Below are 19,707 nucleotides of genomic sequence, written 5' to 3' on the forward strand. Positions count from 1 at the left end.
CCCCGGCGACGCAGTCGCTGCCCGCCGAAACCGTGACCACCGTGACGCCGACCGCCGAAGCACCGGCCCCGACGGCTGCGGTCCCCGCCCCGGTGCTGCCCGCCCCGCAGGCGGCACCGCCGCCTGTCCCTGCGGTCCCGGGTGCGGTCACCTACCACGTCACCGGCAACCGGGCACTGCTCGACCTGGTCACCGTCATCTACACCGACCAGCAGGGCGCGCTGCAGACCGAGGTCAACGTCGCCCTGCCGTGGACGAAGACCGTGGTGCTCGATCCGGGCGTGACATTGAGCTCGGTGACGGCCACCAGCGTCGGCGGTCAGCTCAACTGCAGCATCACCGACGCCAACGGCACGCTGATCGCGGCGCAGAACGCGAACTCGATGATCACGAACTGCACTCGCTGATCACCCCCGCCGAACACCCCGCCGAATTTGCATTCCACGCGCGTCAACGCCGACTTGACGCGCGTGGAATGCAATTTCGGCGGAGAGGGTTACGCCAGGCCCAGCTCCTGGATGCGGGTGCTGTGGGTCTGCTGCAGCCGGTCGAAGAACTCGGTCATCTGCGACAGCCCGCCGCCTGCCATCACCAGGTCGACGAGCTCATCGTGGTCGGCCAGCACGTACTGGGCCTGGGTGATGGCCTCGCCGAGCAGCCGCCGCGACCACAACGCCAACCGATGCCGCTGCTTGTCGCTGGCGGTCACGGCCGCGCGCACTTCGGCGACCACGAACTGCGAGTGCCCGGTCTCCGACAGCACCGAACGCACCACATCACCGGCTTCCGCCGGCATCGAATCAGAGATCTCGAGGTAGAAATCGGCCGCCATCGCATCGCCGATGTAGGTCTTGACCAGAGCCTCCAGCCACGTGCTCGGCGTCGTGAGCCGGTGGTAGTTCTCCAGCGCGGGCGCGTACTTCGTCATGGCCGGCACCACGTCCACGCCGCGACGCTCCAGCGCGTCGCGCAGCAGCTCGTAATGGTTCATCTCGGCCGCGGCCATGCTGGCCATGTTGATTCGTCCCCGCAGGTTGGGGGCCATGCGGGCCTCTTCGGTCAACCGGTAGAACGCGGCCACCTCGCCGTAGGCCAGCAGCGCGAACAGCTCGGTGATGCCGGGATGGTCGACGGTGATCCGGTAGACCTCCCCGTCCCCGGAGGCCGACGCGGACGGCGGCGAGATCGGCGGCGAAGTCGGCCTCGTAGTCATGGTCCAACTTTAGACGCCGGCGGCACCGCGACCGTCGCGTGCGGCTTTCGGGGCCTCGACCCGTTACCATGGACAACGGTGTCGGCACGCGAGTCGACAGATCACAGACCAGGTCACGTTCGACGAGCTCTTGTCGCAGACACCTTGGCAATGTGCGTGCACGCGGCGGCCCGCCCCCTCAGCGCTGGGCCCGGCGAAGTTCTCTTCACAACTCGTGCGCGCGTGAACCGCATGAGGACAATCAGTGAAAGGCTTCGTCCACCGAGCATGACTCCCGTTACACCGCAAACCACTCCCTCCTTCGCCGAACTCGGCGTCCGTGACGAAATCGTCCGCGCCCTCGCCGAAAACGGCATCGAACACGCCTTCGCGATCCAGGAACTGACCCTGCCGCTGGCGTTGGCCGGCGACGATCTGATCGGTCAGGCCCGCACCGGCATGGGCAAGACCTACGCGTTCGGCGTCCCGCTGCTGCACCGGATCACCACCGACAGCGAGCGTCCCCTGACCGGAATTCCGCGCGCGCTGGTCGTCGTGCCGACCCGTGAGCTGTGCATCCAGGTCCACGGCGACCTCGTCGCCGCGTCGAAGTACCTGCGAGCCGACGAGAACCGCAAGCTCACCGTGACCGCCATCTACGGCGGACGGCCGTACGAGCCGCAGATCGAGGCGCTGCAGAAGGGCGTCGACGTCGTCGTCGGCACGCCGGGCCGCCTGCTCGACCTGGCTCAGCAGGGCCATCTGCAACTCGGTGGACTGTCCACCCTGGTCCTCGACGAGGCCGACGAGATGCTCGACCTGGGCTTCCTGCCCGACATCGAGCGGATCCTCAAGCAGATCCCGGCGCAGCGTCAGGCGATGCTGTTCTCGGCGACCATGCCGGACCCGATCATCACGCTGGCCCGCACGTTCATGACGCAGCCGACGCACATCCGCGCCGAGGCCCCGCACTCGGCGGCCACCCACGACACCACCCAGCAGTTCGCCTATCGGGCGCACGCGCTGGACAAGGTGGAGATGGTGGCCCGCATCCTGCAGGCCGAGGGCCGCGGCGCGACGATGATCTTCACCCGCACCAAGCGCACCGCGCAGAAGGTCGCCGACGAGCTCGGTGAGCGCGGCTTCAAGGTCGGCGCCGTGCACGGCGATCTCGGTCAGGGTGCCCGCGAGAAGGCGCTCAAGGCGTTCCGCACCGGCGAGGTCGACGTGCTGGTGGCCACCGACGTGGCCGCGCGGGGCATCGACATCGACGACATCACCCACGTCATCAACTTCCAGATCCCCGAGGACGAGCAGTCCTACGTGCACCGCATCGGCCGCACCGGCCGCGCCGGCAAGACCGGTATCGCGGTCACGCTGGTCGACTGGGACGAACTGCCCCGTTGGTCGATGATCGACAAGGCTCTCGGTCTGGGCACCCCGGATCCGGCTGAGACGTACTCCAGCTCCCCGCATCTCTACGAGGAGCTCAACATCCCCACCGACGCGGGCGGTTCGATCGGGAAGCCGGCGCGCACCGCCGACAAGCCTCCGCGGGAACCGCGCGAGCGCAGCGAGCGTCCGGCCCGCAACCGCGCCCGCCGTCGCACCCGTGGCGGCAAGCCGGTCGCCGGGCACCCGGACAGCGCGGACGCCGCCAAACCCGCCGACAGCGACACCACCGAGGGCGAGGCCACCGAGGCGCGCTCCTCGTCGGGTCGTCGGCGTCGGCGTCGCCGCCCCAGCAAGACCGCGACCGCGCCGACCAGCTAGCCCGTCCCGGCCTCGATGGTCAAACCTGAACGCCGCACCCGGGCAGATCTGGTGGCGGCAGCGGCGATCGCCGCGGTCGTCGTGCTGGTCGCCGTCGTGGTCTGGTGGAACAGCGACGTCCGCGCGACGGTCAGCCGCCCCGCCGCCTCCGCGGTTCCGTCCCTGGAGGACGCGACGACGGTCCCCGCCTCGCTGACCCAGCTGTGGACGGCCCCGAGCGCGGCAACCACTCAACCGTTGGTCGTCGCCGGTGCCGTGGTGACCGGCCAGGGAAGCAGCGTCGACGGCCGCGACCCGGTCACCGGTGAGGTGCTCTGGACCTACGCGCGTGATCTCGAGCTGTGCGGCGTGAGCTGGGTCTACAGCTACGCGGTGGCGGTGTATCCGGACCGGCGCGGCTGCGGACAGGTCAGCACCATCGACGCCGAGACCGGGTCGCGGGGACCGTCTCGCACCAGCTACGCCGACCGCGAGGTGCAACTGGCGGCCGACGGCACCACGGTGCTGTCGTGGGGGTCGACCCGGCTGGAACTGTGGCGCTCCGACATGGTGCGGATGCTCAGCTACGGCGCACTCGACGCGCCCATCAAGCCCGACGTGCCGGCCACGCCGCTGTGCCGGCTGGTCTCCGCGGCCGCGAGTTCGTCGGCCGTGTCGGTGTTCGAGGCGTGCGGCAACCAGTCCGATCTGCGGTTGACGCTGCTGCGGCCCTCCGACGAGGAGGACGTGCCCGAGGTCCAGTACGTCCAGCAGAACGGCGTGTCCGACGGCAGCGGTGCCCGGGTGGTCGCGGTCGCCGGGACGACGACGGCGGTGTACGTGTCGACGCCGGCTCCGCGCGTGGACATCATCGACGACACCGGAACCACGATTGCCAGCACGGTGGTGACGACGCCGGCCGCCCCGGACGCCGTCACCTCGCGCGTCGGGGACCTGATCACCTGGTGGACCGGCGACACGCTGATGGTGTTCTCCGGCAAGGACCTGCAGTACAAGTACAGCGTCGCCGCCGCAGGCGACAATGCGCCGATCGGGCCGGCGACGATGATGGCGGGCCGGCTGCTCGTGCCGGTCACCGGCGGGTACGACGTGTTCGATGCGCTGACCGGCGCCGGGGACCGCCACATTCCGTTGCAGCGGCCGCACATCGACGGTCCGGTGGTCCCGGCGGTTGCCGGGGAGACGTTGTTGGAACAGCGCGGCGACGAGATCGTCGCGCTGGGCTGAGCCGGCCCGGTCAGATCTCCGGGGTGAACGTGGGCAGCGCCTTGCCGCTCTTCCAATGCTTGACCAGCGCGGTGGCCAGATCGCGGTAGGCCAGCGCGCCCTTGTTCTTCCGGCCGGTCAGGACCGATGAGCCCGAGGCGCTGGCCTCGGCGAACCGGATGGTGCGCGGGATCGGCGGCGCGAGCACCGGCAGGTTGTAGCGGTCGGCGACGTCGAGGACCACGTCGCGGCTGTGCGTGGTGCGCGCGTCGTAGAGCGTCGGCAGCGCACCGAGCAGCTTCAGGTCGGGGTTGGTGATCGCCTGCACGTCGGACACGGTCCGCAGGAACTGTCCCACCCCGCGGTGCGCGAGGGTTTCGCACTGCAGCGGGACGATGACCTCGTCGGCGGCGGTGAGCCCGTTGAGCGTGAGGACCCCCAGCGACGGTGGGCAGTCGATGATCACCACGTCGTACGCGTCGCCGAGTTTGGCCAATGCGCGTTTGAGCGCGTGTTCGCGGCCCGCGCGCATCAGCAGCATCGCCTCGGCGCCGGCCAGATCGATGTTGGCCGGTAGCAGCGTCATGCCTTCGGGGGTTTCGACCAGCGCGACGTCGGGCTCCACCTCGCCGAGCAGTACCTCGTGCACCGAAACCGGCAACTTGTCGGGATCCTGACCCAGCGAGAACGTCAGCGATCCTTGCGGATCGAGGTCGACCAGCAGGACGCGGTTACCCAACTGCACCATCGCCGCGCCGAGCGAGGCCACCGTCGTCGTCTTGGCGACCCCACCCTTTTGATTGGCGACCGCAAGTACTCGCGTCACACCGACCATCTTGACATGCCCTGTCAAAAGCTGTCCGGCTACAGACCCGCGTGGCGCGCGGCGTTTCGCAGGTGCGGCAGAATCGGTGGGCGTGGGCCTTCTGCAGCACCGGCTGATCCTGCTCCGCCATGGCGAGACGGAATGGTCGATGACGGGCCGGCACACCAGCCGCACCGAACTGGATCTCACCCAACGCGGCCGTCGTCAGGCCCGCGCCGCCGGCGACACACTGCAGCAGCTCGATCTGCAGCAGCCCTACGTCGTGAGCAGTCCCCGCCACCGAGCCCGCAACACGGCCGAGTTGGCCGGTCTGCGCATCGACGAGGTGAATCCGCTGATCGACGAATGGGATTACGGCGACTACGAGGGCGTCACCACCGAAGAGATCCGTGAGACGGTGCCGAACTGGCTGGTGTGGACGCACGGCTGCCCGGGCGGGGAAACGTCGGCGCAGGTGTGCGCGCGCGCCGACCGGGCCATCGCGATGGCACTGGAACACATGGACACCCGCGACGTGGTGTTCGTCGGGCACGGGCACTTCTCGCGCGCGGTGATCACCCGCTGGATCGAACAACCCGTCTACGAGGGCATCCGGTTTGCGATGCCGGCGGTGTCGATCGCGGTGTGCGGCTTCGAACACGGTGTCCGGCAACTCAGCGCGCTGGCGTTGACCGGCCATCCGGATCCGTCGTGACCCGGGAACCGTCGTTCGTGTTCGCCGGCCCCGACGGGGTGGTCGTCGGTGAGGGCGTGCAGACGACGTTCCCGAACGTCGCCGAGGCGCGCGCCGCGCTGGCATCGCACAGCGCTCCGATCATCGTGGGCGCGTTGCCTTTTGACCTGTCGACGCCCGCGGCACTGATCCGGCCGCAGAGTGTGCGGTTCACCGATGCGCTACCGGATTGGCCGCTGCGCGAACTGCCGACGATGCGGGTGGCCGGTATGTCACCTGACGCCGATGAGCACCGCCGGCGCGTCGCGCGCGCCGTCGAGCGGCTGTCCGACCCGTCGGCAGGTTTGCAGAAAGTCGTACTGGCGCGGGCGTTGCAGCTGACCGCCGACGCGCCGGTCGACGCCCGCACTGTGCTGCACCGCCTGCACGGCGCCGATGCGGAGGCCACGAAGTATCTGGTCGACCTGTCGGCCGCCGGGGAGGGCTATTCCGGTGTGGTGATGGTCGGTGCGAGCCCTGAGTTGCTGGTGGCTCGCCGCGGACAACAGGTGTGGTGCCGACCGTTCGCCGGCTCGGCACCCCGCTCCCCCAACCCCGCCGAGGATGCGGAAAACGGTGCCGCCCTGGCGGATTCGGCGAAGAACCGGCACGAACACCAGTTGGTGGTCGACGCGCTGCGCGAGGCACTCGAGCCGCTGTGCGCGCAGGTGTCCATCGCGCCGCAGCCCGAGGTGAGCAGAACCGCCGCGGTGTGGCACCTGTCGACCCCGATATCCGGCGTCTTGCGGCAAAGCTCCACAACCGCACTGGATCTGGCGGTCGCGCTGCATCCCACCCCGGCGGTGGGCGGCACCCCGACCGACCAGGCGACGGCACTGATCGCCGAGGTGGAGGGCGACCGCGGGTTCTACGCCGGCGCTGTCGGCTGGTGTGATCAGCGCGGCGACGGCCGTTGGGTGGTGTCGATCCGCGGCGCGCAACTGTCCGCCGACCGTCGCGCGGCGCTCGCGCATGCCGGCGGGGGCATCGTCGCCGGATCCGATCCGGACGAGGAAGTCGCCGAGACCACAACCAAATTCAAGACCATCCTGTCGGCGTTGGGAGTGCAGCAGTGACTGAGACCATCCGCACGGCGCGTCCCGGCGACGAGGCCGAGCTGACCGCGATGATCCATGAGCTCGCCGAGTTCGAGCACGCCGCCGACGAGTGCACCGTCACCGAAAACCGGTTGCGTGAAGCGCTTTTCGGTCCCGACCCGACCGTGTACGGACATGTCGCGGAAGTGGACGGACGGATGGCCGCCTGCGCGTTGTGGTTCCGCAACTTCTCGACGTGGGACGGCGTGGCCGGCGTCTACCTCGAGGATTTGTTCGTGCGCCCCGAGTACCGCCGGCGCGGGCTGGCGCGCCGTCTGCTGGCGACGCTGGCCCGCGAGTGCGTGGACCGCGGCTACAGCCGCCTGACGTGGGCGGTGTTGAACTGGAACGTCGATGCCATCGCGCTCTACGACAGCGTCGGCGGGCGGCCACAGACCGAGTGGACCACCTACCGCGTCTCCGGACCGCGGCTGGCCGAGTTGGCCGCCGAATCGTCGCCCGGCCCGGGCTGAGTCAGCCAGTGCAGCGAGGACGGCGTGAACAGTAGGCCCAACACTGCGATCGAGGCGCCGCCGACGAGGAGCGCGTACGACAGTTGCCCGGAGCTGTAGACGTACCACGCCACCCCGAGCAGGCACAGGTTGGCGAACACCGCGATGCCGCGGCCCCAGCGCCGACCGGTCAGCAGGGCCCAGCCCGCGGCCAGCACGCCCGAGCCCATGATCACGAACCAGCCGGCGGTGCCGTAGCCGCTGATCGCCTCCTCGTGGTGGCCGCCGGCTTCGCGCACGATCAGCACCACGGCCATGACAAGCCCGAGAAACCCTTGCAGCGCGACGATTCCGCCGGCGACGCGTACCGCGGGCGGCATCAGGGGGCCAGCCGGTCGGCCAGGTACTGCACGGCGAAGTCGTAACCGAGCGGGCCCGCACCGGCGATGACCACCTCGGCGACGGCCGACACATACGAGTGGTGCCGGAACGGCTCGCGGGCGTGGATGTTGCTCAGGTGCACCTCGGCCACCGGCAGGCTCACCGAGCGCAGCGCGTCGGCGATCGCCACCGAGGTGTGGCTGTAGGCGGCCGGGTTGATCACGATGCCGACACAGTCGGCGCGCGCTTCCTGGATCGCGTCGATGAGCACGCCTTCGTGGTTGCTCTGCACGGTCCGCAGGGCGAACCCGGCTTCGGCGGCCACCTTGGTCACGCGCGCCTCGATCTCGGCGAGCGTGGTGGTGCCATAGACCTCGGGCTGACGGGTCCCGAGCAGGTTCAGGTTCGGCCCGTTGACGAGAAGCAGTCGGCGTTCGGTCACCGTTGTACGGTACCGGCGCGATCGCCCGGCCCGTTAGGCTCAGGCCCCGTGCGTGCCGTGCTGATCGTCAACCCCAACGCGACGTCGACGACGCCGGCAGGCCGCGACCTGCTGGCCCATGCGCTGGAGAGTCGCGTCGAGTTGACCGTCGCGCACACCGACCATCGCGGCCATGCCATCGAACTGGCGCGGGACGCGGCCCGCGACGGCGTGGACGTGCTGATCGTGCACGGCGGGGACGGCACGGTGAACGAGGTCGTCAACGGCGTCGTCGGCGAATGCGGCCCGACGGGTGCCGGCCCGGCCGTCGGGGTGGTGCCGGGCGGCTCGGCCAATGTGTTCGCCCGCGCGCTGGGCATCAGTCCCGACCCGATCGAGGCGACCAACCAGCTCGTCGACCTGCTGGGCGAGTACCGGCGCGCGCAGTCGTGGCGGCGCATCGGCCTGATGGACTGTGGCGAGCGGTGGGCCGTGTTCACCGCCGGGATGGGTGTCGACGGGGACGTGGTGGCCGCGGTGGAGGCGCAACGCGCGCGCGGTCGCAAGGTCACCGCGTCGCGGTACATCCGGGTCGCGATCCGCGAGGTGTTGGCCAGCGTGCGCAAGGAGCCGACCCTGACATTGCGGCTACCGGACGGTGAACCGGTGACGGGTGTGCACTTCGCGTTCGTGTCCAACTCCAGCCCGTGGACGTACGCCAACGCGCGTCCGGTGTGGACGAACCCTGACACCACCTTCGAGACCGGGCTGGGCGTATTCGCCACCACCAGCATGGGCGTGTGGGCCAACCTGCGGCTGGTGCGGCGGATGCTGTCGCGCAAGCCGGACATCAAAGCCACGCATCTGGTGCGCGACGACGACCTGCCGTGGCTGGAAGTGACGAGCACCACGCCGGTGGCGTGCCAGATCGACGGGGATTACGTCGGTGTGCGCGAAACCATGCGCTTCGTGGCCGTATCGAACGCCTTGGCCGTGATCGCGCCGCCACCGAAATCCGTCTTGGAACGCCGCTGACCAGCACAGGAAGTGAGTGCAACCCATGTCACACGAGGTTTTTGGGCGCACCCGGGGTTTAGCGTAGTACAACGGGGTTATAGGTCCCTTAACGGACCACCACAGTGAGATAGAACACGAGTTACGCAACTTCTATTGACATCCGTCGAGCCTGTGAAAGCATCGGATGCAACAGCGCAGAAACATTCTGTGCGCTCGTGTTAACAGCCAATGTAAAGCTCATGCGCCCCGCTGCGCATACGAAAGGAAGTCATAGTCATGGATTGGCGCCACAAGGCCGTCTGTCGCGACGAGGATCCGGAGCTGTTCTTCCCGGTCGGAAACAGCGGACCGGCGCTCGCGCAGATCGCCGATGCCAAGTTGGTATGCGCTCGTTGCCCCGTCACCGCGGAGTGCCTGAGCTGGGCTTTGGAGTCCGGACAGGACGCCGGCGTGTGGGGCGGGATGAGCGAGGACGAGCGTCGCGCGCTCAAGCGCCGCAACGCGCGGACCAAGGCTCGTACCGGGGTCTGACCCCCTCCGCACGATAAAGCGACGGCCCCGACGCAAGTCGGGGCCGTCGCTTTGTCTGCGCAATTCTGTGACATTCGCTTCATTTGCAGAAATGTGACACAGGCTGACTGATTCGGATTCAGCAAATGGCGAATTCGATCAGTATTGGGTTGCGCGGGGCCGCCGCCCTATCGGGACCCGCAGCACCACATCGGTTCCGCCGGACTCCCCCTCGTGCATGCCGATCGAGCCGTCGAGTTCGGCCGAGACGAGCGTGCGCACGATCTGCAGTCCGAGTCGGTCGGACTTCTCCAAGCTGAATCCGTCGGGCAGGCCGCGGCCGTCGTCGTGGACGACGACGTCGAGCCAGCGCGCCGAACGCTCGGCGCGGATCGTCACGCAACCCTGACTGGTGGAGGCGTCGAACGCGTGCTCCATCGCGTTCTGCACCAGTTCGGTGACCACCATGATCAGCGCGGTGGCGCGGTCGGCGTCGAAGACGCCGAGTTCCCCGACACGGTTGATCCGGATCGGCGCGTCCACGGTGCCGACGTCGTTCATGATCGGCAGGATCCGGTCCACGACCTCGTCGAGGTTGACCTCTTCGTCCACCGACATCGACAGGGCGTCGTGCACCAGCGCGATCGACGACACCCGGCGCACGGATTCGATCAGCGCCTCGCGACCTTCCGGGTTGGTGGTGCGGCGGGCCTGCAACCGCAGCAGCGCGGCGACGGTCTGCAGGTTGTTCTTGACGCGGTGATGGATCTCGCGGATGGTGGCGTCCTTGGACAGCAGCGCGCGGTCGCGGCGCTTCACCTCGGTCACGTCCCGGATCAGTACGGCCGCCCCGACGGGATCGCCGTGCACCACCAGCGGCAAGGTGCGCAGCAGCACGGCCGCACCGTTGGCGTCGACTTCCATGCGCATGCTCGATCCGCCGGTCAGGGAGTCGCGCACGTGATCGGCGAGCTCCTGGGCCTCGAACGGGTCGGAGATCAGGGGGCGGGTGACGGCGACGAGGTTGTGCCCCTCGAGTTCCGCGGTGAATCCCATGCGGTGGTAGGCCGAGATCGCGTTGGGGCTGGCGAAGGTGACCTCGCCGGTCTCGTCGAGGCGGATGAATCCGTCCCCGACCCGCGGGCTGGAGCGCGACATGGGCAGATCCCCGATGTTGGGGAAGGTGCCCTCGGAGAGCATGTGCAACAGGTCTTCGGCGCAATCGACGTAGGCCGCTTCCAACGGGCTGACCTGACGCGGCGCCAGGGACGTCTGGTGGGTCAGGACCGCGACGACGGTGTTCTCGTGGCGCACCGGTACGGCTTCGACGCGCTGGCCGTGAGCGCCATTCTGGCCCGCGACGATGAGGCGGCCGATGGTCCCGGACCGGAACGCGTCGGCCACGATCGGGACGTCCTCGGGTTCGGCGGTGCTGCCGACGGCGTCGGCCAGCAGGACGGTCGGCGCGGTGTTCGGGCGCACCTGGGCCACGCAGACGAGCATCTGGTCGTCGCGGCGGACCCACATCAGATAGTCGGCGAACGACATGTCCGCCAGCAGCTGCCACTCGCCCACCACCGCGTGGAGGTGGTCGACAGCGTTGCCGGGCAGGACGGTGTGCTCGGCGAGCAGATCACCGAGAGTCGACATGGCGAACCAGCTGGTGCGGGACGGGGAGCCGGCGCAGAGTGCGGCTAGCTGATGACGGCGATGAGGTCACCGGCCTGGATGACGTCACCCACCGACACGTTGACCTTGCTGACGGTGCCGGCGACCTCGGCGAGCACGGGGATTTCCATCTTCATCGACTCGAGCAGCACCAGGGTGTCGCCTTCGCCGATCTGATCGCCCTCGTTGACCACGACCTCGAGCACACTGGCCACGATTTCCGCGCGAACGTCCTCGGCCATCTTCACCCCACTCTCTTTGCCACTGGTGCTTGAGCGTCTATCGAACCACAACGGCCTGCGGTGGTCCTGCATGGCTGCTGGCGCGACGAAAATGTTGTCCGAGGTTCGTGCGACAATGGGCTGCAACCGACCCGCAGCGCGCGGGTTCACACCCATCGACCTGTTGGAGGTTCACCATGGCCAAGCGTGGCCGTAAGAAGCGCGACCGCAAGCACTCGAAGGCCAACCACGGCAAGCGGCCCAACGCCTGACTTTCCGCTGCGGCTGCGATCCTGCGGGATCGCAGCCGGGCTGGTCAGCCGCGGATGATCGTGGTGCGGCTGATCTCGATGCGTAACCGCTCCCGCAAACTTTCGGGAGCCTTCTCACCACTGCATTTGGTGGCGATCAACCGTTTGACGCGTTCCTCGATGCCGTAATGCCTCAGGCACGTCGGGCACTCTTCGAGATGATGACGCAGCTTGTCCCGGGTCTCCGGGGTGCATTCACCGTCCAGCAGCGTCCATACCTCGGCGATCACCGCGGCGCATTCGGGGTGCTCCGGGTCGATGGGCCCGACCGGTGGGCGCCACCGCTCTCCATCTGCCGAGAATTCACTCTCGCTCATGACGTGACCCCTTCGGGCTCGCCGCGGAGGAACCCGCGGTCGCGGGCCACCCCGCTCAACAACTCACGAAGCTGGCGCCTGCCGCGGTGCAGCCGCGACATCACCGTTCCGATCGGCGTGTCCATGATTTCGGCGATCTCCTTGTACGGGAAGCCCTCGACGTCGGCGTAGTACACCGCCATCCGGAAGTCCTCGGGCAGAGCCTGCAGCGCTTCCTTGATCTCGCTGTCCGGCAGCAGCTCCAGCGCCTCGACCTCGGCAGAACGCAACCCGGTCGAGGAGTGCTCGGCATTGGCGGCCAGCTGCCAGTCGGTGATCTCCTCGGTCGGATACTCCGCGGGCTGACGCTGCTTCTTGCGGTAGCTGTTGATGTAGGTGTTGGTCAGGATGCGGTACAGCCACGCCTTGAGGTTGGTCCCTTCGCGGAAGGACCGGAAGCCGGCATAGGCCTTGACCATCGTTTCCTGCAGCAGATCCTCGGCATCGGCCGGGTTGCGCGTCATCCGCAGCGCACCGCCGTAGAGCTGGTCGAGCAGCGGGATGGCGTCGCGTTCGAAGCGCGCCGTCAGCTCGGCGTCGGTCTCTTCGGGTGCCCGGTTCGTGTCATCGTCCAGCGTTGCCTTCGGGGCGAGCCCGTCGGTGTCGGTCATCGTGGGGAACACCGTCCCTTCTGTCGCGGCGCCACCGTGAAGCCTCGGCCATATCGCCGAGACGTCCGGGGCCATCAAGGCCGTCACTGGCACCATCAATCCCCTTCTGCCGATCCTAGAGGCTGCCACCGACGCCGTGTGCGTCGTGCAGAGGTCACAACACCGGCGTGGAGGGTCGTTGTTCCCCGCCCGGTCTAGTCTGTGGCGGTGGCACGAGCGGCGACACCGGCGATTGCCGCGCTGGTGAGCGCAGGGGTGGCGCATTCGGTGCTGCAGTACCGCCACGATCCGCGCAGCGACTCCTTCGGCGACGAGGCCGTCGACGAGCTGGCCCGCGACGGTGTGGTGGCCGACCAGATCTTCAAGACGCTCGTCGTCGCGTTGCCGACCGGGTTGGGCGTCGCGGTGCTGCCGGTGCCGGCGAAACTGTCCCTGAAAGCCGCAGCGGCGGCGCTGGGCAGCCCGAAGGCCACCTTGGCCGACCCGGCGGCCGCCCAGCGCGCCACCGGATATGTCGTCGGCGGCATCTCGCCGCTCGGGCAGCGCAGAGCGCTGCCGACGGTCGTCGACGCGTCGGCGCTGCAGTGGGACCGTGTGCTGTGCAGCGCCGGCAAGCGGGGCCTGGACGTGAGCCTCGACCCTCACGACCTGGTGCGGTTGACCAACGCGACCGTCGCCGACATTCGCGCGAACTAGGCTGAGCCCATGTCGCTCGCGGGAAAAACCATGTTCATCTCCGGCGCCAGCCGCGGCATCGGCCTGGCCATCGCCAAGCGAGTCGCCGCTGACGGGGCCAACGTCGCGCTGGTGGCCAAAACCGCCGAACCGCACCCGAAGCTGCCCGGCACCATCTACACCGCGGCCAAGGAGATCGAGGAGGTCGGCGGGCAGGCGTTGCCGATCGTCGGCGACATCCGCGACGGCGACTCGGTGACCGCGGCCGTGGCCAAGACCGTCGAGCAGTTCGGCGGCATCGACATCTGCGTCAACAACGCCTCGGCGATCAACCTCGGATCGATCGAGGAGGTGCCGCTCAAGCGTTTCGACCTGATGAACGGCATCCAGGTGCGCGGCACCTACGCGGTGTCGCAAGCCTGCATCCCGCACATGAAGGGCCGCGAGAACCCGCACATCCTGACGTTGTCGCCGCCGATCCTGCTGGAGTCCAAGTGGCTGCGGCCCACCCCGTACATGATGGCGAAGTTCGGTATGACGTTGTGCGCCCTGGGTATTGCCGAGGAACTCAAGGACGCCGGGATCGCGTCGAACACGCTGTGGCCGCGCACCATGGTCGCCACCGCCGCGGTGCAGAACCTGCTCGGCGGCGACGAGTCGATGGCCCGCTCGCGCAAACCGGAGGTGTACTCGGATGCGGCGTACGCGGTGCTGACCAAGCCGGCGACCTTCACCGGCAACACGCTGCTGTGCGAGGACGTGCTGCTCGACGCCGGGGTCACCGATCTGTCGGTGTACAACTGCATGCCCGGCGCCGAACTGGGCGTGGACTTCTGGGTCGAGGGCGCCAACCCGCCGGGTTACACGGGTCCCTGAGATGGCTCGCGCCCGAACTTGTCCTACCCGACCGGAGCCGGTCGCCCGAACTGGACCGGCACTCCCGGCGAGAACAGGCCGGGCAACCGCTCGCCGACCTCCTCGACACCTGCGGCGGTGATCAATTCGTCGCTGATCGCGGTGACCTGCGCCGAGCACAACGGCCACATCGGGTGCGCGATCGGCACCCACCAAGTCCGATCGGCCTTGCGGGTATGCGCACCCCAGCGCGCTGTCAACCAGAGCTCCAGCGGCGTCGGTTCCACCGGCGCTCCGACGTCGACTGTGAGGTGACTGCGCAGGCCACGGTCGGGCCACCGGCGGACACTGTCGTAGGAGATCTCACCGCCGGAACGGCTGACGCGCATTTTGGCCCATCTGTACGGAACGCCGAGACCGATACGGGTCACCGGCACGACCGCTAACCGTTCGGTTTCCAGCGACAAGAACAGCACCCCGTGCCTGCCGTCGGTGTCGATCGAGTGGAGGCGCACATTGGTCTCGGCGAAGGACCCCACATACGGAAGCGATACGGCGCTGCCGAGTTCCGAACGCCGAATGACGAGCGGGATCAGCCCCACGTAGGTGCGGCCGTCGAGAACGTCCGGGCGAGTTCCGGGCGGAAACAGATGCGCGACGGCGGCCGGCTCGACCGGCCAGTGCACGAACGTGACGTCGGCCCAGTGCTGGGTCATCATCACGGGCTTCGGCAGCGGTGGCGCATCCACACCGCCATCCTGGCACGCCGGCGCGGCACCTAGGCGGTGTCGCAGGCCTGCATCCCGCACCTGAAGGCCGCGAGAACCCGCACATCCTGACGCTGTCGCCGCCCATCCTGCTGGAGTCCAAGTGGCTCCGGCCCACGCCGCACATGATGGCAAAGTTCGGAATGACGTTGTGTGCGGTCGCCACCGCGGCGGTGCCGGGCCGTAGCTTTCGCCGAGAGTGCCGTGACGGTAGTGGTCGGGCGGCTCGGACTACGGACACTGCACCTTCGCGCGCAGACGACTTATCCTCCCCTGCATGACCATCTGGTCCTCGGGTCGCTACGACGCCGTCGGCGACCGCATCGCACCGATCGCAGCGCAGGTCGTCGACGCCGCGGCGCGGCAACGACCACTGCAGAACGCCGCGGTGGTCGATCTGGCCTGCGGCACCGGCAGCGCCGCGCTGACGGCCGCTGCACGAGGCGCCCGGGTCACCGGCGTCGACTACACCCCCGAACTCATAGCGATCGCCGAGCAGCGACGCGGCGCCGACGCGGTCACCTGGCGCGTCGGCGACGCCGCTGACACCGGCCTGCCCGCCGGGGCGTTCGACGCGGTCGTCTCGAACATGGGCATCATCTTCGTCGACCCGTCCGCCCAGGTCGCCGAGATCACCCGACTGTTGAAACCCGCTGGCGTGCTTGCCTTTTCCGCGTGGGTGCGTGACACCAGCAATCCGCTGTTCGATCCGGTGGTGGCGGTGCTCGGAGCGCCGGCAGCGTCGGGCTTCTCGCCCGATCAGTGGGGCGACGCGGACGTGCTGACCGCTCGGCTGGCACCGCATTTCGACGACCTCACCATCCACCGCGGCGAGCACCGCTGGGAGTTCACATCCTTGACTGCCGCCCTGCGCTTTCTGCGCGAGGAGTCGCCGGTGCACGTGGAGACCTTCCGCCGCGCCGACCCGCCACTGCGGGACCGCTTGGCCGCGGAGTTCGAGACGACGCTGGCCCAGCACACGCAGGGGTCCGGTGCGGTGGCGTTCACCGCTCCGTATGTCGTGGTCAGCGCGATCTACCGGGCCTCGTAGAGAATTCCGCGGCCGATCGCCTCGCGCACCACGGGCAGCGCCGCGACGGCCAAGGCGTCGGCGTCCACACCGTGGTGTGCGGCCAGTAGTTCGATCAGCGTGCCCAGCGGCACCTCACCGCGACAGCCGGCCAGCAGCGCCCGCGACACCTCGTCGACACCCAGCACGGCACCGGGTCCGCCCGGGCGGCGCACCGCTGCGCCGACGACCTGCCATCCTTCGGGTCCGGGCAGCGACTGCTCCTCGAGGAACACCGGCGCGGTCGTCAGCCGCGCGGCCAGCAGCCGGCCGTCGCTGGTGTCGTGCAGGTATTCGCGGCGCGCGAAGAACGCGTCCACCTCGGGTCCCGTCAGAGCCTCCCCCGCACCGGTGATCTCCTCGCAGACCACGTCGGGCGGTCGCGTCTCCCCCGAACGCGGCGCCCGCAGGTTGATCATGCCCATCCCGACCCCGGCGATGCCCTCGTCGGCGAACCAGTCCAGCCACTGCCCGCCGCGGCGCGCGGCGTCGGACGGCAGTTCGCCGGCGTCGGACGTCCACAGCGACACGTAGCTGATCGGGTCGGCGAACTCGCGCTGCACCACCCACGCGTGCAGCCCGGTGTCGGCGAGCCAGCCGCCGACCCGCTCACGCCAGTCGTGCCCGTCACGCACGATCCAGTTGGCCATGATCTGCGCGGTGCCACCGGGCTGCAGATGGTCACCGACCTGCTCGATCAGCTTCTGGCACAACGCATCTCCGGCCATACCGGAGTCGCGGTACTGGTAGTCCAGGCTGCCGGCGCCCACGACGAACGGCGGGTTGGACACGATCAGGTCGAAGCGTTCGCCGTCGACGGGATCGAGCAGGCTGCCGCGACGCAGATCCCAGGACATGTCGTTGAGTCGTGCGGTGGCCGCGGCCAGTGACAGGGCCCGCGCGTTGGTGTCGGTGGCCACGATCTGGTCGCAGTGTGCGTCGAGGTGCAGCGCCTGGATGCCGCAACCGGTGCCCAGATCGAGCGCCCGTTCGACCGGTGTGCGGATGACGGCGTGGGCCAGCGACACCGAGGCGCCGCCGATGCCCAGGACGTGGTCGTGGCGCACCGGTCCCGGGCGGAGTGCGGCGTCCTGGTCGGACACCACCAGGAAGTCGCGGGCGCCGTCGCTGTGCGGGCGGATGTCGAGGGCTGCGCGCAGCGTTCCATCGGCGCCGGGTTCGACGACACCGCCGGCGAGCAGCGCGTCGGCGCCCGCGGTCGGCAGCGCGGCTGACACCCGCTCGGGGCTTTCCTCGGTGCCGAGCAGGAACAGCCGAACCAGCACCGCCAGCGGTTGCGACGACGCGCGCTCGGTGGCGCGCAGCGCCGACCACCACAGTCCGCGGCTGAACGCGGCGCTGGCGTCGCCGCCGAGCAGGTCGGCGACACCGTCGGTGGTGTATCCGGCGGCGCGCATGTCGGCGGCCAGCGCATCGACCAGCGCGTCGGGCAGGTCGGTCAAAGCAGCGTGCCTTGCTCGGCCTGCGGCTCAGCCGGCTCGATCAGTTCGGGGCCGTTGTTCCGCACGCTGTTGACCAGGCGGGACACCTCGCGGATCTCGATGCGGTCGAGGTCGCCGTGGCCGCGCAGCAGGCCTTCGTCGATCGGCGCATCCGGGTCCAGCCAGCGGTCGAAGTCCTCGGCGCTGATGGTCAGCGGCATCCGGTCGTGGATCTGGGCGAGCGGGCCGGCCGCGTCGGTGGTGATGATCGTGCAGCTGAGCAGCGGCGTGCTGTCTTTCGGCGCGTCCTTGGGCCGCCAGGTGGTCCACAGTCCGGCCATGAACAGAGGTTCGCCGTCGCCCGCATACATGAAAAAGGGGGTTTTCGGACCCTTCGCCGCGTCCTTCTTGAGCCACTCGTACCACCCGTCCATCGGCACCAGGCAGCGTTTCGCCTTGGCCGAGCTGCGGAACGCCGGCGACGTGGTCACCTTGTCCGAGCGGGCGTTGATCAGCAGCGGGCCCTTGTTGTCGGGGCTGCCGTCCTCGGTCGCCTTGGTCCAGGGCGGGATCAGCCCCCAGCGCATCAGACGCAGGCGTCGTGTCGACTCGTCGTCGGGGTCGGTGTGCCGTTTGACGACGGTGGCGACGGTCGTGGTGGGTGCGACGTTGTAGTTGGGGGCCGGCGAGTCCTTGGCGTTGGTCTCGTCGATGGCCTTGATCTTCTCGGCCAGTAGCGCCGGGTCGGTCGTCACCGCGAATCGCCCACACATGCCTCCCATCGTGGCAGAAAGCGGGCGGGCATTCCGGGGCCGAGTTCGCGACAGGGAAGAATGAACCGGTGACCACCTGGCCGGCCCCGTCGACGTCCACGCCCATTCATGCGACCGTGACGGTCCCCGGCTCGAAGTCGCAGACCAACCGGGCGCTGGTGTTGGCCGCGCTCGGGACGCGGACGGGCACGTCGACGGTGCGCGGCGCGCTGCGCAGCCGCGACACCGACCTGATGATCGCGGCGCTGCAGGAGTTGGGTGTGGAGGTGGCTGCCGCGGCCAACGACGAAACCGAGCTGACCGTGAGCGGGCAGCTGAGCGCCTCGGCCGGGGCGCGGATCGACTGCGGTCTGGCCGGCACCGTGCTGCGCTTCGTCCCGCCGCTGGCGGCGCTGGGCGGCCAGTCGGTGACGTTCGACGGCGACGAGCAGGCCCGGGCGCGCCCGATCGCCCCGCTGTTGGACGGTCTGCGTGCGCTGGGAGTGGACGTCGACGGCGACGGTCTCCCGTTCACGGTGCGTGGCACCGGCGGCGTGCGCGGCGGAACGGTCGAGATCGACGCGTCCGGATCGTCGCAGTTCGTGTCCGGCTTGCTGTTGTCCGGCGCCGCGTTCGACGAGGGGCTGACCGTCGTGCACACCGGCGGCGCGGTGCCCTCGGCCCCGCATGTCGCGATGACGGTCGCGATGCTGCGGGAGGCCGGCGTCGACATCGACGACTCCCAGCCCGATCGCTGGCAGGTGTCGGCGGGACCGATCGCGGCGCGCGAATGGGTCATCGAGCCCGACTTGTCCAACGCGGTGCCGTTTCTCGCCGCGGCGGTGGTCAGCGGCGGCCTGATCCGTCTCACCGGCTGGCCCAGGGTGAGCACCCAGCCGGCCGACGCGATCATCCGGATCCTGAAGAGCTTGAACGCGACCGTGCGCACCGGCCGCGACCATCTCGAGGTGCAGGGCGCGACGACGTACGACGGCATCGACATCGATCTGCGTGACGTCGGCGAGTTGGCTCCGTCGGTGGCTGCGCTGGCGGCGCTGGCGACACCCGGATCGGTGTCCCGGCTGCGCGGCATCGCGCATCTGCGCGGGCACGAGACCGACCGGCTGGCCGCGCTCAGTGCCGAGATCAACCGCGTGGGCGGTCAGTGCGAGGAGACCGACGACGGGCTGACGATCACCGCCCGCCCACTGCACGGCGGGATGTGGCGTTCCTACGCCGACCACCGGATGGCCACCGCCGGAGCCATCGTGGGGTTGCGGACGCCGGGCATCGAGGTCGAGGACGTCGGCACGACCGCCAAGACGCTGCCGCGGTTCACCGCGATGTGGACTGACATGCTGTCCGGCCAGACCGGCGACGTCCGGGGCTGAAT

Annotated in this window: 24 protein-coding genes and 1 pseudogene; 14 read left to right on the forward strand and 11 right to left on the reverse strand. The window is 69.1% G+C overall.

Translation table 11 applies throughout. The features are described 5' to 3' along the window. Positions 1-407, forward strand: a 407-nt coding sequence (locus ACQI46_RS21085; protein WP_427096001.1) for an MmpS family transport accessory protein, incomplete at its 5' end; no start/stop codon positions are given. 89 nt (positions 408-496) lie between these two features. On the opposite strand, the gene ACQI46_RS21090 is transcribed toward ACQI46_RS21085, so the two are convergent. Continuing rightward, a complete protein-coding gene (locus ACQI46_RS21090; RefSeq protein ID WP_427096002.1) occupies positions 497-1,213 on the reverse strand; it encodes a ferritin-like fold-containing protein in 717 nt (238 codons plus the stop codon). Positions 1,214-1,480: 267 nt separating this feature from the next. Between ACQI46_RS21090 and ACQI46_RS21095 the strand changes: the two genes are divergently transcribed. Together ACQI46_RS21095 and ACQI46_RS21100 are read left to right on the forward strand one after the other, a co-directional pair. After that, positions 1,481-2,965, forward strand: coding sequence for a DEAD/DEAH box helicase (locus tag ACQI46_RS21095; RefSeq protein ID WP_427096003.1), 1,485 nt, complete (start codon positions 1,481-1,483; stop codon positions 2,963-2,965). A gap of 15 nt (positions 2,966-2,980) precedes the next feature. Further along, positions 2,981-4,192 (forward strand): hypothetical protein, encoded by a 1,212-nt coding sequence (locus ACQI46_RS21100; protein ID WP_427096004.1) that lies wholly within the window; start codon positions 2,981-2,983, stop codon positions 4,190-4,192. 10 nt (positions 4,193-4,202) lie between these two features. On the opposite strand, the gene ACQI46_RS21105 is transcribed toward ACQI46_RS21100, so the two are convergent. Further along, positions 4,203-5,006, reverse strand: coding sequence for a ParA family protein (locus ACQI46_RS21105; protein ID WP_427096005.1), 804 nt, complete (start codon positions 5,004-5,006; stop codon positions 4,203-4,205). A gap of 82 nt (positions 5,007-5,088) precedes the next feature. On the opposite strand from ACQI46_RS21105, the gene ACQI46_RS21110 reads away from it, so the two are divergent. Genes ACQI46_RS21110 through ACQI46_RS21120 form a run of 3 tightly spaced genes read left to right on the forward strand, consistent with a single transcriptional unit; the run spans position 5,089 to position 7,279 of the window. Then, positions 5,089-5,691: an acid phosphatase gene (locus ACQI46_RS21110; RefSeq protein WP_427096006.1), complete on the forward strand. Its 603-nt coding sequence runs from the start codon at positions 5,089-5,091 to the stop codon at positions 5,689-5,691. Then, entirely contained in the window at positions 5,688-6,785 is a 1,098-nt protein-coding gene (locus ACQI46_RS21115) for an isochorismate synthase (RefSeq protein ID WP_427096007.1), read from the forward strand. Before ACQI46_RS21110 ends, ACQI46_RS21115 begins: the two co-directional genes overlap by 4 nt. After that, entirely contained in the window at positions 6,782-7,279 is a 498-nt protein-coding gene (locus ACQI46_RS21120) for an N-acetyltransferase family protein (RefSeq protein WP_427096008.1), read from the forward strand. Before ACQI46_RS21115 ends, ACQI46_RS21120 begins: the two co-directional genes overlap by 4 nt. Here the strand turns inward: ACQI46_RS21120 and ACQI46_RS21125 are convergent. Both ACQI46_RS21125 and aroQ read right to left on the reverse strand, forming a co-directional pair. Continuing rightward, complete coding sequence (locus ACQI46_RS21125; RefSeq protein ID WP_427096009.1) at positions 7,216-7,638, reverse strand: hypothetical protein; 423 nt, start codon at positions 7,636-7,638, stop codon at positions 7,216-7,218. The two genes, ACQI46_RS21120 and ACQI46_RS21125, sit on opposite strands and share 64 nt — an antisense overlap. Then, positions 7,638-8,081: a type II 3-dehydroquinate dehydratase gene (gene aroQ / locus ACQI46_RS21130; protein WP_427096010.1), complete on the reverse strand. Its 444-nt coding sequence runs from the start codon at positions 8,079-8,081 to the stop codon at positions 7,638-7,640. Before aroQ ends, ACQI46_RS21125 begins: the two co-directional genes overlap by 1 nt. 48 nt (positions 8,082-8,129) lie before the next feature. Here aroQ and ACQI46_RS21135 point away from each other — a divergent pair, with 48 nt between their 5' ends. Both ACQI46_RS21135 and whiB1 read left to right on the forward strand, forming a co-directional pair. Beyond that, positions 8,130-9,095: a diacylglycerol/lipid kinase family protein gene (locus ACQI46_RS21135; protein ID WP_427096011.1), complete on the forward strand. Its 966-nt coding sequence runs from the start codon at positions 8,130-8,132 to the stop codon at positions 9,093-9,095. A gap of 258 nt (positions 9,096-9,353) precedes the next feature. Next, positions 9,354-9,608 (forward strand): transcriptional regulator WhiB1, encoded by a 255-nt coding sequence (gene whiB1 / locus ACQI46_RS21140; RefSeq protein ID WP_152516228.1) that lies wholly within the window; start codon positions 9,354-9,356, stop codon positions 9,606-9,608. Between the two features lie 138 nt (positions 9,609-9,746). Here the strand turns inward: whiB1 and ACQI46_RS21145 are convergent, their stop codons facing one another. Beyond that, positions 9,747-11,237 carry a sensor histidine kinase gene (locus ACQI46_RS21145; protein WP_427096012.1) on the reverse strand — a complete coding sequence of 497 codons (1,491 nt, stop codon included), beginning with the start codon at positions 11,235-11,237 and terminating at the stop codon, positions 9,747-9,749. Between the two features lie 44 nt (positions 11,238-11,281). Then, positions 11,282-11,497: a biotin/lipoyl-binding carrier protein gene (locus ACQI46_RS21150; RefSeq protein ID WP_046753285.1), complete on the reverse strand. Its 216-nt coding sequence runs from the start codon at positions 11,495-11,497 to the stop codon at positions 11,282-11,284. A gap of 176 nt (positions 11,498-11,673) precedes the next feature. Here ACQI46_RS21150 and ACQI46_RS21155 point away from each other — a divergent pair, with 176 nt between their 5' ends. Continuing rightward, positions 11,674-11,748 (forward strand): 50S ribosomal protein bL37, encoded by a 75-nt coding sequence (locus ACQI46_RS21155; protein WP_011728008.1) that lies wholly within the window; start codon positions 11,674-11,676, stop codon positions 11,746-11,748. 44 nt (positions 11,749-11,792) lie between these two features. On the opposite strand, the gene rsrA is transcribed toward ACQI46_RS21155, so the two are convergent. Continuing rightward, a complete protein-coding gene (gene rsrA / locus ACQI46_RS21160; RefSeq protein WP_427096013.1) occupies positions 11,793-12,104 on the reverse strand; it encodes a mycothiol system anti-sigma-R factor in 312 nt (103 codons plus the stop codon). Beyond that, positions 12,101-12,754: a sigma-70 family RNA polymerase sigma factor gene (locus tag ACQI46_RS21165; protein WP_427096014.1), complete on the reverse strand. Its 654-nt coding sequence runs from the start codon at positions 12,752-12,754 to the stop codon at positions 12,101-12,103. Before ACQI46_RS21165 ends, rsrA begins: the two co-directional genes overlap by 4 nt. Positions 12,755-12,961: 207 nt before the next feature. Here ACQI46_RS21165 and ACQI46_RS21170 point away from each other — a divergent pair, with 207 nt between their 5' ends. Together ACQI46_RS21170 and ACQI46_RS21175 are read left to right on the forward strand one after the other, a co-directional pair. Continuing rightward, positions 12,962-13,450 (forward strand): aminoacyl-tRNA deacylase, encoded by a 489-nt coding sequence (locus ACQI46_RS21170; RefSeq protein ID WP_427096015.1) that lies wholly within the window; start codon positions 12,962-12,964, stop codon positions 13,448-13,450. A 9-nt stretch (positions 13,451-13,459) separates the two neighbouring features. Further along, the gene (locus ACQI46_RS21175; protein ID WP_427096016.1) at positions 13,460-14,305 is read left to right on the forward strand and encodes an SDR family oxidoreductase; all 846 of its coding nucleotides are present in this window, start codon (positions 13,460-13,462) and stop codon (positions 14,303-14,305) included. A gap of 23 nt (positions 14,306-14,328) precedes the next feature. Here ACQI46_RS21175 and ACQI46_RS21180 read toward each other — a convergent pair whose 3' ends face one another. Continuing rightward, on the reverse strand, positions 14,329-15,003 hold the full coding sequence (locus ACQI46_RS21180; RefSeq protein WP_427096170.1) for a DUF2071 domain-containing protein: 675 nt from the start codon (positions 15,001-15,003) through the stop codon (positions 14,329-14,331). A gap of 63 nt (positions 15,004-15,066) precedes the next feature. Here ACQI46_RS21180 and ACQI46_RS21185 point away from each other — a divergent pair. Together ACQI46_RS21185 and ACQI46_RS21190 are read left to right on the forward strand one after the other, a co-directional pair. Next, positions 15,067-15,221: pseudogene (locus tag ACQI46_RS21185) on the forward strand (SDR family oxidoreductase); the annotation flags it as partial. A 107-nt stretch (positions 15,222-15,328) separates the two neighbouring features. Continuing rightward, positions 15,329-16,102, forward strand: a complete 774-nt coding sequence (locus ACQI46_RS21190) for a class I SAM-dependent methyltransferase (protein ID WP_427096017.1) — start codon at positions 15,329-15,331, stop codon at positions 16,100-16,102. Here ACQI46_RS21190 and ACQI46_RS21195 read toward each other — a convergent pair. Both ACQI46_RS21195 and ACQI46_RS21200 read right to left on the reverse strand, forming a co-directional pair. Next, positions 16,087-17,538: a DUF7059 domain-containing protein gene (locus ACQI46_RS21195; RefSeq protein ID WP_427096171.1), complete on the reverse strand. Its 1,452-nt coding sequence runs from the start codon at positions 17,536-17,538 to the stop codon at positions 16,087-16,089. The two genes, ACQI46_RS21190 and ACQI46_RS21195, sit on opposite strands and share 16 nt — an antisense overlap. A gap of 41 nt (positions 17,539-17,579) precedes the next feature. Then, the gene (locus ACQI46_RS21200; RefSeq protein WP_427096018.1) at positions 17,580-18,335 is read right to left on the reverse strand and encodes an SOS response-associated peptidase; all 756 of its coding nucleotides are present in this window, start codon (positions 18,333-18,335) and stop codon (positions 17,580-17,582) included. A gap of 68 nt (positions 18,336-18,403) precedes the next feature. Here ACQI46_RS21200 and aroA point away from each other — a divergent pair, with 68 nt between their 5' ends. Then, positions 18,404-19,705, forward strand: coding sequence for a 3-phosphoshikimate 1-carboxyvinyltransferase (gene aroA, locus ACQI46_RS21205; protein WP_427096019.1), 1,302 nt, complete (start codon positions 18,404-18,406; stop codon positions 19,703-19,705). The last annotated feature ends 2 nt before the right edge of the window (positions 19,706-19,707 follow it).

Source organism: Mycobacterium sp. SMC-4 (genome assembly GCF_050205565.1).
In the GTDB taxonomy this organism is placed as follows: Bacteria; Actinomycetota; Actinomycetes; order Mycobacteriales; family Mycobacteriaceae; genus Mycobacterium.